The sequence below is a fragment of the Cupriavidus sp. OTU4054 genome, from assembly GCF_038440175.1.
GTDB lineage: Bacteria > Pseudomonadota > Gammaproteobacteria > Burkholderiales > Burkholderiaceae > Cupriavidus > Cupriavidus pauculus_D.
Window position 1 is genome coordinate 260,619 of the sequence record NZ_JASATF010000001.1, and the last position, 15,335, is coordinate 275,953.

Genomic DNA, 15,335 nt, shown 5'->3' on the forward strand with positions numbered 1-15,335 from the left:
ACCTGGGCCGGCGCCCCGCTACCACCCCACGGCCGCGCCGTCGCTGCGCGGATCGCTGCCGCCCTCGTAGAGTCCATCGGCGCCGAGCACGATCGCGCCCGCATGGCCCATGGTCTCGTCGTACGGCAGCAGGATCTCCACGTCGTGCCCCAGCGCGCGCAGCGCGTGCTGCGTGGCCTCGGGAAAGCGTGACTCGAGCTTGAGCGTGTCGCTGGTCTGGCCCCACGTGCGGCCGAGCAGCCAGCGCGGCGCATCGATCGCGGCCTGCGGATGCATGCCGTAATGGACGATGCGCGAGAACACGGCCGACTGCGATTGCGGCTGGCCGTCGCCGCCCATGTTTCCGTAGACGAGCGTGCGGCCGTCGTTCAGCCGCGCCATGGCGGGGTTCAGCGTGTGGAACGGCTTGCGCCCCGGCATCAGCGGATTGCGCGCCTCTGCATCGAGAGAGAAGCTGCAACCGCGGTTCTGCCAGTTGACGCCGGAGACCGGCAGCACGATGCCGCTGCCGAACTCGTGATAGATGCTCTGGATAAAGCTGACGGCCACGCCGTTGCGATCGATCGCGCCCATCCACACGGTGTCGGCCGGCCCCATGCCCTCGCCCCACGGCAGCACCGCATCGGGACGGATGCGCGCGGCCGCGGCATCGAGCCACGGCGGCGCGAGCAGGTCGCGCACGTCGACCTCCATATAGGCGGGGTCGGTGATATGGCGGTCGCGCACGCGGAACGCCTGCTTGGTGGCCTCCACGCATGCATGCACGAAGGCCGGACCGTTGGGGTCCGTGCCCAGGCCGTTGTCAGGCGCGAGCCGGTCGAGTTGCCCGAGAATCAGCAGCGACACGAGGCCCTGCGTGGGCGGCGGCATGTTGTAGACCGTGCCGCGCGAATGCGCGAGCGCGAGCGGCGTCTTCCAGACCGCGCGATGCGCCTGCAGGTCGGCCAGCGACAGCGGGCTGCCCACGTCGCCGAGTTCGCCGGCGAGCGTGCGCGCCAGGTCGCCGCGATAGAAATCGTCGAAGCCCGCCTGCGCAAGCTGCTCGAGCGTGGCGGCAAGGCGCGGCTGCCGGAAACGCTGGCCCGCCTTCGGCAGCCCGCGCGACAGGAACGTCGCCGCAAACCCCGGCATATCGTGCAATTCGTCCGCCTTGAGCGCGACGCATGCGGCCTGGCTTTGCGTCATCGGCACGCCATCGCGCGCATAGGCGATGGCGTCGGCCAGCAGGCGCGTGCGCGGCAGGCGTCCGCCGAGCGCTTCGCGCGACCATTCGAGCGCGGCATGCCAGCCGGAAATGGTGCCCGCCACGGTATTCGCGGCCATGCCGCCGCGCGTGGGCACACGGTCGAAGCCCGCCTCCCGATAGCGCGCGATGGTCGCCGCGCCCGCGGCCGCGCCGCAGGCCTCGAGCCCGCGCGGCGCCTCGCCGGGCCGTGCGATCAGCCAGAAGCCGTCGCCGCCGATGCTGTTCATATGCGGGTAGACCACCGCGATGGTTGCCGCCGCGGCGACCATCGCCTCCACGGCATTGCCGCCCTCGCGCAGAATGGCCGCCGCGCTCTGCGCGGCCAGCGCGTGCGGGGCAACGGCCATGCCGCGGCTGCCGCGACTGGGTTGAAGATGAAAGCTCACAGGACGATCCGCGATTTATGTATACATAAATTTCCTGCGGTATCGATTGCAACATGTGTGCCAAAGGCGATGGCCGGTTACGCGCGACGCGTCAGGTCACAGGCTGCGAGGCGCGGGCGCACGGCCCGGGCGGCCCCGCAAGGGGCCCCCATGGCCGCAAAGGCGGCTATTGCCGGGATGGCCGGGATGGGAGAGACGGTGTGTGCGACGGAGGAGAGGCCGCGCCATGCGCGTCACGGTTGCCGCGACAAAGATGGGCCGGGACCGCCCGTCAGCCGAAACGCCTGCGCCGTGCAGGTGCGTTCGCGCCTTCGGGCCGCACAAGGCTGGTGCGGGCCTGCTCGAGCCGTTCCGTCGTCAGGCGGCTCACTTCGGCGCGGCCATCCTCGATATGCGCGGACAGCAGCGCGACCGCCCGCGCGCCATCGCGCGCGTCCAGCGCGGCGAGAATCGCGCCATGTTCGTCGTAGGTCAGCGCGATGCGCGTGCCGAACGCAAAGTCGAGCCGTCGGATGATGCGGATGCGGTCCGTCACCTGCTGATGCACGGCCGCGGCCTCGGGGTTGCCGGCCGCATGGACGATCGACAGATGAAACGCCTCGTCGAGCTCGGCCACGCGCTGGCCGTCGTCGAGCCGTTCGGCCACCGGCACGCGCCAGATCGCACCGAGCTCGGCCACAAGCTTCGCGACCGCGGCGTCGTCCGACGCCCCGCCACCGCATAGGCGCATGACCGCATGCGTCTCCAGCATCGTGCGCAGCTCGTACAGGGCCTCGAAGCGCGCCAGGTCGAGCGGCACCACCTCCCAGCCATTGCGGTAATAGCCACGCACGAGGCCATCGCCCTGCAACCGCAGCAGCGCCTCGCGCACGGGCGTGCGCGAGATGCCGAGCCGTTCGGCCACATCGTTCTCGGTAAAGCGGTCGCCGGGCAGCAGCCGGAACGCGAAGATATCGTCGCGCAGGCTCTGGTAGGCCGCGTGCGAACGCGACGGCCGGTCGGCGCGCGCGGTCATTATTCGAGGTGCCGCACGCGGTCGATCGCCTGCTCGATGCGCTCCACCGCGATCACCTCGAGCCCGTCGATGGCCTGCTTCGGCGCGTTGGCCTTCGGAATCACGGCCACCGTGAAACCGAGCTTGGCCGCTTCCTTCAGGCGCTCCTGCCCGCGCGGGCTCGGACGAATCTCGCCGGCCAGCCCGACCTCGCCGAACACGACGAGGCCGCGCGGCAACGGCTTGTTGCGCATCGACGAATGGATCGACAGCAGCACGGCCAGGTCGGCGGCCGGCTCGGTGATCTTCACCCCGCCCACCGCGTTGAGGAACACGTCCTGATCGAAACACGCGATGCCCGCATGCCGGTGCAGCACGGCCAGCAGCATCGCCAGCCGGTTCTGCTCCAGACCGACCGCCAGCCGCCGCGGATTCGGCGAGCCCGCGGCGTCCACCAGCGCCTGCACCTCCACCAGCAGCGGACGCGTGCCCTCCTGCGTCACGAGCACGCACGAGCCGGGCACCGATTCCTCATGCTGCGACAGGAACAGTGCGGACGGATTGCTGATGCCGCGCAGTCCCTTCTCCGTCATCGCGAACACGCCCAGTTCGTTGACCGCGCCAAAGCGGTTCTTGAACGCGCGGATCAGCCGGTGCGAGGAATGCGTGTCCCCTTCGAAATACAGCACCGTATCGACGATATGCTCGAGCACGCGCGGACCGGCGAGGCTGCCCTCCTTGGTCACGTGGCCGACGAGGATGATCGTGATGCCGCTGCTCTTGGCAATGCGCGTCAGTTGCGCCGCGCATTCGCGCACCTGCGCCACCGAGCCCGGCGCCGAGGTCAGCGCCTCCGAATACAGCGTCTGGATCGAGTCGATCACCGCCACTTCGGGCTTCTCCGCATCCAGCGCGGCCTGGATCTTCTCCAGCTGGATCTCGGGCAGCAGTCCCAGGGACGGGCTTTCCACGCCCAGCCGCTGCGCGCGCAGCGCGATCTGCGCGCCCGATTCCTCGCCGCTCACATAAAGCACGCGGCGCTCGCCGGCCAGATTGGCCAGCGCCTGCAGCAGCAGCGTCGATTTGCCGATACCGGGATCGCCGCCGATCAGCACCACGCCGCCGGCCACGAGGCCGCCGCCGAGCACGCGGTCGAATTCATCGATCCCGCTCGAGAAACGCGGCACATCGGCCGCATCGATTTCGGACAGCTTGCGCACGACGGCCGAGGCCGCCAGCGGCTGAAACCGGCGCGCGGCCGTGGAGCCCGTATCGGCCACGCTCTCGACCAGCGTGTTCCATTGCTGGCAATGCGGGCACTGGCCCTGCCAGCGCGGCGTGGTGCCGCCGCATTCCGTGCATGTGTAGACAGTCTTGATCTTGGCCAAGCTCGACTTCCCTCGTTAAGCTTCCGGCGCACCGGTAATGGTGGCGACAGTCGTCGGGACGCGCGGCGCCAGCGCGCACATCAGCTCGTAGCCGACCGTGCCGCTGGCCGCGGCCACGTCGTCGATCGGCAGCCCGTGACCCCACAGCGTGACCGGCGAACCGACGCGCGCCTTCGGGCACGGCGTCAGGTCCACGCACAGCATATCCATCGACACGCGGCCCACGAGTTCGGTGCGCACGCCATCGACGAGCACCGGCGCGCGCAGTTCGCCCCAGCCGCTGGCGTGGCGCGGGTAGCCGTCGGCATACCCGCACGCGACCACGCCGATCCGCATCGGCCGCTCCGCTGTATACAGGGAGCCATAGCCCACGGTCTCGCCGACCTGCAGGTCCTGCACGGCGATCAGCTCGCTATGCAACGACATCGCGGGCTGCAATCCGGTGTCGGCGATATCGGCCGAGCGGCCGCTCGGCGAGGCACCATAAAGGATCACACCGGGCCGCACCCAGGCGCGGTGCGCCTCCGGGTGCCACAGCACGGCCGCCGAATTGGACAGGCTGGCCTCGCCCGGCAGGTTCGCCGTGGCGGCGTCGAACGCCTCGATCTGGTGGGCGATACCGCGCGGGCCGTCCGCGTCCGAGAAATGGGTCATATGGACGATGCTGCCCACGCACGACATCGTGCGCGCGCGCTCCCACGCGGTGCGGTACTGCGCCGGGCGGAAGCCGAGCCGGTTCATGCCCGTATTGAGCTTCAGCTGCAGCGCCAGCGGCCCCCTGGGGCGCGCGACTTCGAGCATGCGCAGCTGCTCTTCGTTATGGACGGCCGTGGTCAGCCGGTACTGCTCGATCAGGGCCACGTCCTGCGGCTGGAAGAAGCCCTCGAGCAGCAGGATCGGGCCCTGCCAGCCCAGGTCGCGCAGCAGAACGGCCTCGTTGAGGTCCAGCAGCCCGAACCCGTCGGCGCCCCGCAGGCCCGCGAACGCCCGGCGAATGCCGTGTCCGTAAGCATTGGCCTTGACCACGGCCCAGACGCGCGCACCGGGCGCGCGGCCGCGCACGACCTCGAGGTTGTTGGCGAGGGCGGGCTGGTGGATAACAGCTTGGATGGGTCTTGGCATGGTAAAGATTGTTGGAACATCCACGGCAATGGCTGGTCCGTTGGAAAGCTGGCGCTGGAAAGCGGCGAGGTGGAAAGCCGCTCTCCGGCGGCGCGGTCATCAGGGTAGACCCCGTCACCGCCCCGCAAGTGCCCAACGTTTTACAGACCGTGATCCATACGGTGGTGGCTGGCATCGCCGCCCGGGGGCTACAGGCCACATCCGGGCGCGCGCCGCGCAGCCGGTATTTGAACACAGTTGGATGCGGATTCCGGGAATCGATTCCGCCACCCGCTGTCAAAAAGGCCGTCCGCGAGTGTGCTGAAATGTCGCGTTTTCGTGATATAAAGCCGGACGCTCAGGCCATGTTTTATAAGTGAAGCAATATGTCTATGACGGTTCGGCAAGCCTCCCGGCGAGCAAATGTCACGCATCCGCCCCACTTTGACACGGCCGCCGTGCCAGCTTCCCTGCCCGCCCGCGATGGAGACAAAGTCGACAGTATGAAGAAGGGTTTCTATACCATCATGGCCGCGCAGTTTTTCTCGTCGCTGGCCGACAATGCGCTGCTCATCGCAGCCATCGCCCTTCTTACCGAGTTGCATTCCCCGCAGTGGATGACGCCGCTGCTCAAGCTGTTCTTCGTGCTCTCCTATGTCGTCCTCGCCGCGTTCGTCGGCGCGTTCGCGGATTCGATGCCGAAGGGCCGCGTGATGCTCATCACGAATGCCATCAAGATCGTCGGTTGCGCCATCATGATGTTCGGGTTGCACCCGCTGCTGGCCTACGGGATCGTCGGCTTTGGCGCCGCGGCCTACTCGCCGGCCAAGTACGGCATCCTTACCGAACTGCTGCCCCCCGAGAAACTCGTGATGGCCAACGGCTGGATCGAGGGCCTCACGGTCGGGTCGATCATCCTCGGCACCGTGGTCGGCGGCGCGCTGATCTCGGTGCATGTGTCCGATATCCTGCTGCGCCTCGACGTGCCGTATATCGATACCGGCATCAACACCCCGGCCGAGGCGGCCATGGTCGTGATCATGCTGTGCTACCTGATCGCGTCCATCTTCAATGTCTTTATTCCCGACACCGGCGCGCGCTATCCCGCGCAGGAAAAGAACCCGATCAAGCTGATCGCCGAGTTCGGCGACTGCTTCGTGGCGCTGTGGCGCGACAAGCTGGGCCAGATCTCGCTGGCCGTGACCACGCTGTTCTGGGGGGTGGGTGCCACGCTCCAGTTCATCGTGCTCAAGTGGGCCGAGCATTCGCTGGGGCTCAACCTGTCGCAGGGAGCGCTGTTGCAGGCCGTGGTGGCTGTCGGTGTGGCCGTCGGCGCGATTCTCGCGGCCGCGCGCATTCCGCTCAAGCGGTCGCTGTCGGTGCTGCCGTTCGGCGTGGCCATGGGTGCCACCGTGATGCTGATGGCGTTCTACACGAAGGACGCGATGCCGGCCGTGACCCTCGACCTGATGGGCTGGCACATGCCGCTGTATATGGCCATCGCCTATGTGTTCCTGGCGATCGTCGGGGCGATGTCCGGTTACTTCGTGGTGCCGATGAACGCGCTGCTCCAGCACCGCGGGCACGTGCTGCTGTCGGCGGGCCACTCGATCGCGGTGCAGAACTTCAACGAGAATGTGTCGGTGCTGCTGATGCTGTGCCTGTATGCGCTGCTTATCAAGCTCAACTGCCCGATCGGTTTCGTGATCATCGCGCTGGGCCTGTTTATCTGCATCACGATGTACCTGGTGATGCGGCTCCACCGCTATAACGTGCGCACGTTCAATTCGCTGGCGATGATCGGCGAGGACAAGCACCACTGAAATGGCATGGCCGGGCAATGCCCCGGCCGAGCTGCCGCGACTACGGGCGCCCCACGCGCTCCACGGCCCGCGCTTCCCAGCCTTCCGGCACGACGAATCCCCGCGAAATCTCGATCCACCCCTCGTGCCCATGCGGGCCGGCGGGGGCGAGTTCGCACAGCATGACGGGCGCCTCGCGCCGCCAGCTTTGCTCCGGATCCGGATCGTCGAACCGCGTGGCCAGCGCGGCCCGCAGCGCTGAAACCTCCTCGAACACGAGTTCGCCGGCCGGCGCCGCAACGTCCACCCGCATGGCGGACAGCCAGTCCGCGCGCGACAGCCGGCACCAGCGCGAGGCGGGTCGCGCCGCCGCCCGCGCGGCCCACGCATCGAGCGTCGACCACCAGCCGCGCAGATGATCGGGCGCGATGCCGAGCGCGTCGAGGCCCGGTGGCAATACCCCATCTCGATAGAACAGCCAGCCCAGCAGATAGACCTCGCCGCGGTCGATCCCGCGGCCCAGCGCCGCACGCGCTTCCGGGGTGTCGCCAAGCGGCAGCTGCCGCCGGACGATATGCTCGAGCTTGTCGCCAAGGCGGTCCACGAGGTTCGGGCCGACAAAGGCCCGAAGGCACGGCGTCGCCGCACCCGTGTCCACATGCAGGTAGAACTTGGTGGCCATTTCCCAATGCACCACTTCGTCGCGCACGGGGTCGCGCCAGACGAAGTCCAGCTCGCCCAGCGTACGGATACCGTGATCGTGACGATGCCGCACGGGCACGTTGGCGGCGAGCAGTTCGAGGCCCGGGGCATGGGACAGCGCAAACTGGAGCAGCCGCTCGGCATGGCGGCCGAGCCGCAGGCTGCGGTTGGCGGCACGCGCGCCGTGCCCGGCTCCCCGCGCGCTGCCGCCCGCGAGGCGCTCCCCGGCCCCGCGCTGGTCCGCGAGTTCGGCGATGGTTTCGGGCAGCGTGGCCGGATCGGCCGCGGCGAGCCAGCGAACCCACGCGGCGCGGGATTCGGCGGGCCAATGCGCCAGATGAAAGGCAGGCTCGGCCATGGGCAGGCGCGACAGCAGCGGCGGTGCCAGCGAGCACCATGCCAGATCCCGCACCCGCTGCGACGCCGCGTAGCGCCACAGCGGCCACACCTCGCCCACCCCGTCGGGTCCGGCCAGTGCCGGTCCGCCGGGGCTCAGGGCATGCGCGAGGTCAGGCTTGAGCTCCCGCACGATCGTGGACCTCGCGTGCCAGGCACAGATCCTCCCACGCGCGTGCCTTGTCGGTCAGCGTGCGCAGCAGGTAGGCCGGGTGATAGGTCACCACGACCGGAATGCCCTCGTATTCGTGCACCGTGCCACGCAGCTTGCCGATCGGCGTGGTCGTGCGCAGCAGGGACTGCGCGGCAAACCGGCCCAGCACGACGATGACCTTCGGCCGGATCAGCGCGATCTGCCGGCGCAGATAAGGCTCGCATTGCTCGACCTCGTTCGGCGCGGGGTCGCGATTCTCGGGCGGCCGGCACTTGAGGACATTGGCAATGAACACGTTGTGCCCGCGCGCGAGGTTCAGCGCGCCGAGCATATTGTCGAGCAGCTTGCCGGCCTGGCCGACGAACGGCTCGCCCTGCAGGTCCTCGTTCTGGCCCGGGGCCTCGCCCACGAGCATCCATTCGGCGGCGCGGTCGCCCACGCCGAACACGGTATTCGTGCGGGACTCGCACAGGCCGCAGGCCGTGCAGCCGGACACGCTCGCCTCGAGCGCGGCCCAGTCCATGGCCGCGATCTCCGCCGCGCGCTGCGGCACGACCGGGCTGACTCGCGCCACCGCGGGCGCGTCCTCGGGGATGGGCTGGTGTGCCGCACCGCGCGGCCCGGCGTCCGCCATCGGCACGGGCTGCGCGACGTTGTCGGCCTGCACGGCCTCGCGCGCAGATGTTGCTGCCCCAACCGGCATCCCCTTCGGCATCCCCTTCGGCATCCCCTTCGGCAGCCACTCGGTGCGAATCCCAAGCACCTCCAGAAACTGCGCACGACGGTCCACCACGTTCTCCTTCATGGCGCCGCCTCCTCGCCCTGCCAGCTACGCCGCATGACGAGCGCATCCTCGCGCCCCTGCGCCGCGGCCGGATAGTACCCGCGCCGGCGGCCAATCTCCACAAACCCGGCTTCCTGATACAACGTAATGGCCCCGGTATTCGAAGGCCGCACCTCGAGCAGCATCGTAAAAAGCCGATGATCGTGCGACGTGGCAAGCGCCACGCCCAGCAGCATGCGGCCCAGCCCCTGCCGCTGGCGCCGCGGATCGATCGTGATATTGAGCAGATGCATCTCATCGACCACGGGCATCAGCACCGCATAGCCGACGAGCGCATGCGTCGGATCGCGCATCGTCAGGCCCAGATGGCCCGCCTTGAGCGAATTCTCGAAATTGCCGCGCGTCCACGGATGGCTATAGGCCCGCTGCTCGATCTCTGCCACCGCCGACAGATCCAGCGCGCTCATCCGCCCCAGCCGCCAGCCGTCCGGCAGCACGGGCATGACCGGCACATCGGGCCAGGCGCCATCGGCAAACGGCTGGAGCGCGGCACTCACGACGCGCTCCCCGCCGCCAGCGCCGCGGCCTTGGCCGCGGCAACCGCCTCGCGCTCGACGATCGTCTGCGCCACCTTGTCGCGCAGATAGATCGGCATCGCGTCGGCCGCATCGATGGTCTCGCCGCGCGCCAGCGCGCGTTGGGCAATCGAGACCAGCGCGCGCGCATCGGGCATCGCGTCGGGCACCTGCCGCGCGGCACCGGCCGCGACCGCCAGCCGCTCGCCGAACACCGCCATCGCATTGCCCGCGATCCAGTACGCGCCCTCCGGCCGGACCACCGCCTCCGCGGGACCGACGCCGATCGGGCCGGTCACCCGCCATTCTCCGGCCGCGTCATCCCAGGCGAACGTGCCCGAGTAGACCTCGTCCATGCGCGCGTCGAGCGTCACCAGCACCGGCATGCCGGCGGGCAATGGCGACGCCGCGGACGCCAGCGTCCGCGCGGCCTCGGCACAGGCCATCAGCGTATTGACGGGAATGACGGGCAATTCGGCCCCGAACGCGAGGCCCTGGGCCACGCCGCACGCGGTGCGCAGGCCCGTGAACGAGCCGGGCCCGGCGCCGAACGCGATGGCCGCGCAGTCGGCCAGCCGCACGCCGGCCTCGGCCAGCACTTCGGCGACCGCCGGCAGCACGCGCGAGGACGAGCGCGGGCCCGTGTGGTCATGACGAAAGACACACGGGGCGTCGCCATCGTTCGCGGCGCGCCCCAGTGCGACGGAGCACCACTCTGTGGAGGTCTCGACAGCAAGAATCCAGGACATGCCGCGATTGTATCCGTTGTCCCCGCGACAAGGCGCGACCGAAGGCTTCTTCGGATTTTTTTGCCGCAAACGGCGCGCGGGCGCGGCTATCATCGGACATCGCACAAAATTCACCGCAATTTCTTGAAACAGGAGTCCCCCATGAGCGATCTTCAGGCCCGCTTCGAACAAGCCACGGTCGATGTCAAAGCGCTGAGCGAGCGCCCGAGCAACATGACGCTGCTGCGCCTCTACGCGCTGTACAAGCAAGGCAGCGAAGGCGACGCGCATGGCGACAAGCCCGGCATGACGGATTTCGTCGGCCGCTACAAGTTCGAGGCGTGGGAATCGCTGAAGGGCACGGCGAAGGACGAGGCGATGCAGAAGTACATCGACCTCGTCGAAGAACTGCGCAGCGGCGCCGTCAGCTGACCCGCCGCGGGGGCCGGCTCAGCCGAGCCGGCCGCTGTGCGCGACCTCGCGGATCTTGCGCACGGTGTCCAGGTCCGCCTCGTGATAGGCGGACTTGACGATCTCCGCGTAGCGGTCGTCGCCGCTCGCGTCCACCGCCGGCATCGTCGTCTCGTAGATAAAGCGCAGCAGCAGCGCATCGGGGCCCGGCGTCTCGATCACCATCGTCAGCGTGCCGCCCGCATGCTCGGCCGTGGCCGCGGTTTCATACCGGACCTGCCGCTGCGGCTCGTACACCACGCGGTCCCGGATCTTTGCCTCGCCGAAGTGCAGCACCCGTTCGATCCAGCCTTCGCCGCGCGCCGTCACCTCGGCGCGGTCGAGCCCCAGGATGAACTCGGTCGGCGCTTCCGCGCGCAGCACGAGCCCCTGCCATAGCTGCCCTGCCGTCAGCGGTTCCACCGCGGGATTGCCGGGATCGTTGATCTCCACCAGGTGTTCGAAACGCAACTCACTTCTCCAGTTCGTCAATGCCGTCATTATGAATGCGTGACGAACATGGTGCCGCAGATGCATAAAAAAAGCCCCCGGGGGAACCCGGGGGCTTTGCCGATTCGCGACGAGGCGGATCAGACTTCTTCGTACAGCGGCAGCGTCAGGAATTCGGCGAAGTCTTCCGACGTGGACATCTGCTCGAAGATCTGCGCGGCGCGGTCGTAGGTCGGCGTTTCACCGCCGACGACCTGCTTCACCTTCGCCAGCTCTTCCGGAATCAGCGCGCGCACCAGCTCGGCGGTAACCTTGCGGCCATCCTCGAGCTTGCCCTTCGGCGAACGAATCCACTGCCACACCTGCGAGCGCGAGATCTCGGCCGTGGCGGCGTCTTCCATCAGGTTGTGGATCGGCACGCAGCCATTGCCGGCCAGCCAGGCGCCGAGGTAATGGATGCCCACGTTGATGTTCATGCGCAGGCCATGCTCGGTGATCGGCGTCTCCGGCTTGAAGTCGAGCAGATCGGCGCCCTTCACGTTCACGTCCGGACGCTGCTTCTCGAACTGGTTCGGCTTGTCGCCGAGCACCGCGACGAATTCCTTCATCGCCGGCTCCACGAGGCCCGGGTGCGCGACCCAGCCGCCGTCGTAACCGTCGGTCGCATCGCGGCGCTTGTCGCTGATGATGCCTTCCATCGCAATCGCGTTCTTCTCCGGATCGTTCTTGATCGGGATCAGCGCGCTCATGCCGCCGATCGCGGGCGCGCCGCGCTTGTGGCAGGTCTTGAGCAGCAGCAGCGCGTAGGCGCGCATGAACGGCGCGGTCATCGTGACCTTGGCGCGGTCGGCCAGGCAGAAGTCCTTGTCCACCTTGAACTTCTTGATGCACGAGAAGATGTAGTCCCAGCGGCCGGCGTTCAGGCCCGCGCTGTGATCGCGCAGTTCGTACAGGATCTCTTCCATCTCGAACGCGGCGAGGATGGTCTCGATCAGCACGGTCGCCTTGACCGTGCCCTGCGGCAGGCCGACTTCCTTCTGCGCCATCACGAAGACGTCGTTCCACAGACGTGCCTCGAGGTGGCTTTCCATCTTCGGCAGATAGAAGAACGGGCCCGCGCCGCGCGCGATCTGCTCCTTGCCGTTATGGAAGAGGAACAGCGCGAAATCGAAGATACCGCCCGAAATGCGCTTGCCGTCGATCGTGACGTGCTTCTCGTCCAGATGCCAGCCGCGCGGACGCACCTGCAGCGTGGCGATCTTGTCGTTGAGCTTGTAGTGCTTGCCGTTGGAGTCCAGCGTCAGCGTGCGGCGCACGGCGGCCTTCAGGTTGACCTGGCCCTGCATCTGGTTGTGCCAGTTCGGCGTGTTCGAGTCCTCGAAGTCCGTCATGTAGCTGTCGGCACCTGAGTTGAACGCGTTGATCACCATCTTGGCCTCGACCGGACCGGTAATCTCCACGCGGCGGCATTCGAGCGCCTTCGGTACCGGGGCCACCTTCCAGTCGCCCTCGCGAATGGACTTCGTTTCGGGCAGGAAATCGGGGATTTCGCCGGCGTCGAGGCGCTTCGCGCGCTCCACGCGCGCGGCCAGCAGTTCCTGGCGGCGCGGCTCGAAGGCGCGGTGGAGCTTGTCTACGAGGGCCAGGGCTTCCGGCGTCAGGATGTCTTCATAGGCCGGCAGGATCTCGCCGGTAATCTTCATGCCCGCGGGCAGCGTGATAGCCATCAGTGTTCTCCTGTATATGCGATGGAATGGTGAGGGGTAGACCCGCGCGTCAGTTCGGCACGCCACGGGTGGCGACGAAAGCGAGCAGGTCGTTCATGTCGTGCCCGGTCCCGGCAGGCGCCACGTCGAGGCGCTCCGCCGGATGGCCGGCACGGTTGATCCAGAACGTCGTATAGCCGTACCAGGCGGCCCCGCACGCGTCCCAGCCATTGGAGGACACGAACAGGATCTCCTGCACGGGCAGGTCGAACGCGGCCGGGCCGAGCGCATAGGCGGCCGGCGCGGTCTTGTACTGGCGCACGGACTCGACCGACAGCACATGGTCGAACAGGCCCTGCATGCCCGCGCTCTTGACCGAGATATCGAGCATCTCGGGATTGCCGTTCGACAGGATGCCGAGCGGCAGCCCCGCGCGCTTCAACCGCTTGAGCGCGCCGAGGTTCTCCGGGAACGCGGACAGGCAGGCGTACTCCTTGAGCAGCTGCGCCTCCGTGCCCGCGTTCATGTCCAGCCCCAGCCGTTCGGCCGCAAAGCGCAGCGCGTCGATCGTGATCTCCCAGAACGGCTTGTACCGCGCGCCATCGGGCGCCGCCATCGTGCGCACGCGCGTGTAGTCGATCTGACGCTCGCGCCACAGCAGTGCCAGCGCTTCCCCCTTGCCCGGAAACAGCTGCTCCGCGCGCGCCGTGACCGAATACACGTCGAACAGCGTGCCATAGGCATCGAACACGACCGCGCGAATCTTGTGCATGAATGGACTGAATGGGGTTGTACACGTCTGAATGCAGGGCATTGTAGGCACGCATTGCAGTGCGACAAAGCCGGTGGGGGTCACTTGATCTTTTACTTTTCGGCATCTAATCTAGCCCGATTCCGCTGAAACTCATGCGTTGCAACCGTGGACCACTTCAAACAACTCGAGACGTTCGTGTCGGTCGCATCACGCGGCAGCCTCTCCGCGGCCGCCGCGGCCGAGGGGGTGGCGCCCGCCATCATCGGCCGCCGCATCGACGCGCTCGAGGAACGCCTGGGCGTCAAGCTGCTGGTCCGCACCACGCGCCGCCTCACGCTGACCTTCGAGGGATCCGCGTTTCTCGAGGACTGCCAGCGCATCCTCAACGACCTGCACAACGCCGAGGCCAGCGTGTCCGCCGGCGGCGTCAAGGCCAGCGGCCACCTGCGCGTGACCGCGCCGGCCGGCTTCGGCCGCAAGCACGTGGCGCCGGTCGTGCCGCTGTTCATCGAATCGCACCCCGACGTCACCATCACGCTCGACCTCGCGGACCGCGTGGTGGACCTCGTCAACGAGGGCTTCGACTGCGCAATCCGGCTCGGCGACCTGCCCGACTCGAATCTCGTGTCGATCCGGCTGGCCGAAAACCGCCGCGTGGTCGTGGCCTCGCCGGCCTACCTCGCGCGCGCGGGTACGCCGTCCGATCCGGAATCCCTCGCGCGCCACAACTGCCTGGCGTTCGGCGCCAGCGCGAACGTCCAGCGTGGCTGGGTGTTCCAGCAGGACGGCCAGCCCGTGACCGTCAAGGTGGGTGGCACGATGGAATGCACGGACGGCGCGGTGCTGCACGAGTGGTGCCTCCAGGGCCATGGCCTCGCCTGGCGCTCGTGGTGGGAAGTCGGCCACGAGATTGCGGCCGGCCGGCTCGTGACCGTGCTCGACGAATTCCAGGCGCCGCCGATCGGCATCCACGCCGTCTTTCCGCAGCGCAAGCATCTGCCGCTGCGTGTACGGCTGTTTATCGACCATCTCAAGAACACCTACGGCAATCCCGCCTACTGGCGCCGCGCCGAGCAGGCGGCCGCGCTCGCGGCCGAGGCCGGCCACGACATCGTGGCGTAACGGTGCGTGCGGCACGGCACGATGCGGTTTGATCTGAAACAAGGGCAGGCGTCGCAAGCGGACTAGAATGAACTTGTCGGGTTGACTTCGAGAAAGGAGGTCCAGCATGTTCAAGCACATCCTGTTACCCACTGACGGTTCCGCGCTGTCGAAGAAGGCCATCGACGGCGGCCTGGAACTGGCCAAGGCGATCGGCGCGCGCGTCACCGCCTATGTCTGCCTCGAGGAGTATCCCTACACGCCTTTCAGCGAGATCGTGGTGGAGGCGCCGCAGGCGTTCAAGGACCGCATCGAGAATCAGGCGCGGCTCTATCTGCGCGAGATCGAGACCGCGGCACGGGCCGAGGACCTGCCGTTCGACGCCGACATGACCACGTTCGCGGTGCCCTACCTCGGCATCATCGACGCGGCCGAGCGCCACGGCTGCGACGTGATCTTCATGGCCTCCCACGGCCGCCGCGGCCTGACCGGCCTGCTACTCGGCAGCGAGACGCAGAAGGTGCTCACGCACACCGACATCCCGGTCATCGTCTATCGATAGCAGGCGCTCCCCGTCTCCCCTCTCCCCCTCTCCCATCCAGGGAGAGGGGGAGAGGG

15 protein-coding genes are annotated in these 15,335 nt (G+C 67.9%); 4 read left to right on the forward strand and 11 right to left on the reverse strand.

Going from position 1 to position 15,335, the window contains the following annotated elements:
- Positions 1 to 18 precede the first annotated feature (18 nt).
- The 4 genes from AAHB16_RS01210 to alr form a co-directional block, all read right to left on the reverse strand.
- Entirely contained in the window at positions 19 to 1,593 is a 1,575-nt protein-coding gene (locus tag AAHB16_RS01210) for a gamma-glutamyltransferase family protein (RefSeq protein WP_342049837.1), read from the reverse strand.
- Between the two features lie 310 nt (positions 1,594 to 1,903).
- Positions 1,904 to 2,647 carry a GntR family transcriptional regulator gene (locus AAHB16_RS01215; RefSeq protein WP_150372013.1) on the reverse strand — a complete coding sequence of 248 codons (744 nt, stop codon included), beginning with the start codon at positions 2,645 to 2,647 and terminating at the stop codon, positions 1,904 to 1,906.
- Complete coding sequence (gene radA / locus AAHB16_RS01220) at positions 2,647 to 4,014, reverse strand: DNA repair protein RadA (protein WP_150372014.1); 1,368 nt, start codon at positions 4,012 to 4,014, stop codon at positions 2,647 to 2,649. Before radA ends, AAHB16_RS01215 begins: the two co-directional genes overlap by 1 nt.
- A 15-nt stretch (positions 4,015 to 4,029) precedes the next feature.
- Positions 4,030 to 5,136 carry an alanine racemase gene (gene alr, locus AAHB16_RS01225; RefSeq protein ID WP_150372015.1) on the reverse strand — a complete coding sequence of 369 codons (1,107 nt, stop codon included), beginning with the start codon at positions 5,134 to 5,136 and terminating at the stop codon, positions 4,030 to 4,032.
- Between the two features lie 482 nt (positions 5,137 to 5,618).
- On the opposite strand from alr, the gene lplT reads away from it, so the two are divergent.
- Positions 5,619 to 6,938 (forward strand): lysophospholipid transporter LplT, encoded by a 1,320-nt coding sequence (gene lplT, locus AAHB16_RS01230; protein ID WP_150372016.1) that lies wholly within the window; start codon positions 5,619 to 5,621, stop codon positions 6,936 to 6,938.
- Positions 6,939 to 6,978: 40 nt separating this feature from the next.
- On the opposite strand, the gene AAHB16_RS01235 is transcribed toward lplT, so the two are convergent.
- From AAHB16_RS01235 to tsaB, 4 genes are read right to left on the reverse strand one after another with little or no spacing between them, the layout of a single operon-like run.
- Positions 6,979 to 8,148 carry a DUF1853 family protein gene (locus AAHB16_RS01235; RefSeq protein WP_150372017.1) on the reverse strand — a complete coding sequence of 390 codons (1,170 nt, stop codon included), beginning with the start codon at positions 8,146 to 8,148 and terminating at the stop codon, positions 6,979 to 6,981.
- Positions 8,129 to 8,974 (reverse strand): uracil-DNA glycosylase, encoded by an 846-nt coding sequence (locus AAHB16_RS01240; protein ID WP_446718049.1) that lies wholly within the window; start codon positions 8,972 to 8,974, stop codon positions 8,129 to 8,131. The genes AAHB16_RS01235 and AAHB16_RS01240 overlap by 20 nt, the downstream gene beginning before the upstream one ends.
- The gene (gene rimI / locus AAHB16_RS01245; RefSeq protein WP_411859817.1) at positions 8,971 to 9,510 is read right to left on the reverse strand and encodes a ribosomal protein S18-alanine N-acetyltransferase; all 540 of its coding nucleotides are present in this window, start codon (positions 9,508 to 9,510) and stop codon (positions 8,971 to 8,973) included. The genes AAHB16_RS01240 and rimI overlap by 4 nt, the downstream gene beginning before the upstream one ends.
- Positions 9,507 to 10,277, reverse strand: a complete 771-nt coding sequence (gene tsaB, locus AAHB16_RS01250) for a tRNA (adenosine(37)-N6)-threonylcarbamoyltransferase complex dimerization subunit type 1 TsaB (RefSeq protein WP_342049838.1) — start codon at positions 10,275 to 10,277, stop codon at positions 9,507 to 9,509. Before tsaB ends, rimI begins: the two co-directional genes overlap by 4 nt.
- A 141-nt stretch (positions 10,278 to 10,418) precedes the next feature.
- Here tsaB and AAHB16_RS01255 point away from each other — a divergent pair, with 141 nt between their 5' ends.
- Complete coding sequence (locus tag AAHB16_RS01255; protein WP_150372019.1) at positions 10,419 to 10,688, forward strand: acyl-CoA-binding protein; 270 nt, start codon at positions 10,419 to 10,421, stop codon at positions 10,686 to 10,688.
- Between the two features lie 18 nt (positions 10,689 to 10,706).
- Here the strand turns inward: AAHB16_RS01255 and AAHB16_RS01260 are convergent, their stop codons facing one another.
- From AAHB16_RS01260 to AAHB16_RS01270, 3 genes are all read right to left on the reverse strand, one after another.
- Entirely contained in the window at positions 10,707 to 11,177 is a 471-nt protein-coding gene (locus AAHB16_RS01260; RefSeq protein ID WP_342049839.1) for an SRPBCC family protein, read from the reverse strand.
- A gap of 119 nt (positions 11,178 to 11,296) precedes the next feature.
- Positions 11,297 to 12,883, reverse strand: a complete 1,587-nt coding sequence (gene aceB / locus AAHB16_RS01265) for a malate synthase A (RefSeq protein WP_150372021.1) — start codon at positions 12,881 to 12,883, stop codon at positions 11,297 to 11,299.
- Positions 12,884 to 12,932: 49 nt separating this feature from the next.
- Positions 12,933 to 13,634, reverse strand: a complete 702-nt coding sequence (locus AAHB16_RS01270) for a haloacid dehalogenase type II (protein WP_150372022.1) — start codon at positions 13,632 to 13,634, stop codon at positions 12,933 to 12,935.
- A 147-nt stretch (positions 13,635 to 13,781) separates the two neighbouring features.
- On the opposite strand from AAHB16_RS01270, the gene AAHB16_RS01275 reads away from it, so the two are divergent.
- Positions 13,782 to 14,738, forward strand: coding sequence for a LysR family transcriptional regulator (locus AAHB16_RS01275; protein ID WP_342049840.1), 957 nt, complete (start codon positions 13,782 to 13,784; stop codon positions 14,736 to 14,738).
- Positions 14,739 to 14,844: 106 nt separating this feature from the next.
- Positions 14,845 to 15,279: a universal stress protein gene (locus AAHB16_RS01280; protein WP_150372024.1), complete on the forward strand. Its 435-nt coding sequence runs from the start codon at positions 14,845 to 14,847 to the stop codon at positions 15,277 to 15,279.
- Positions 15,280 to 15,335: the final 56 nt, after the last annotated feature.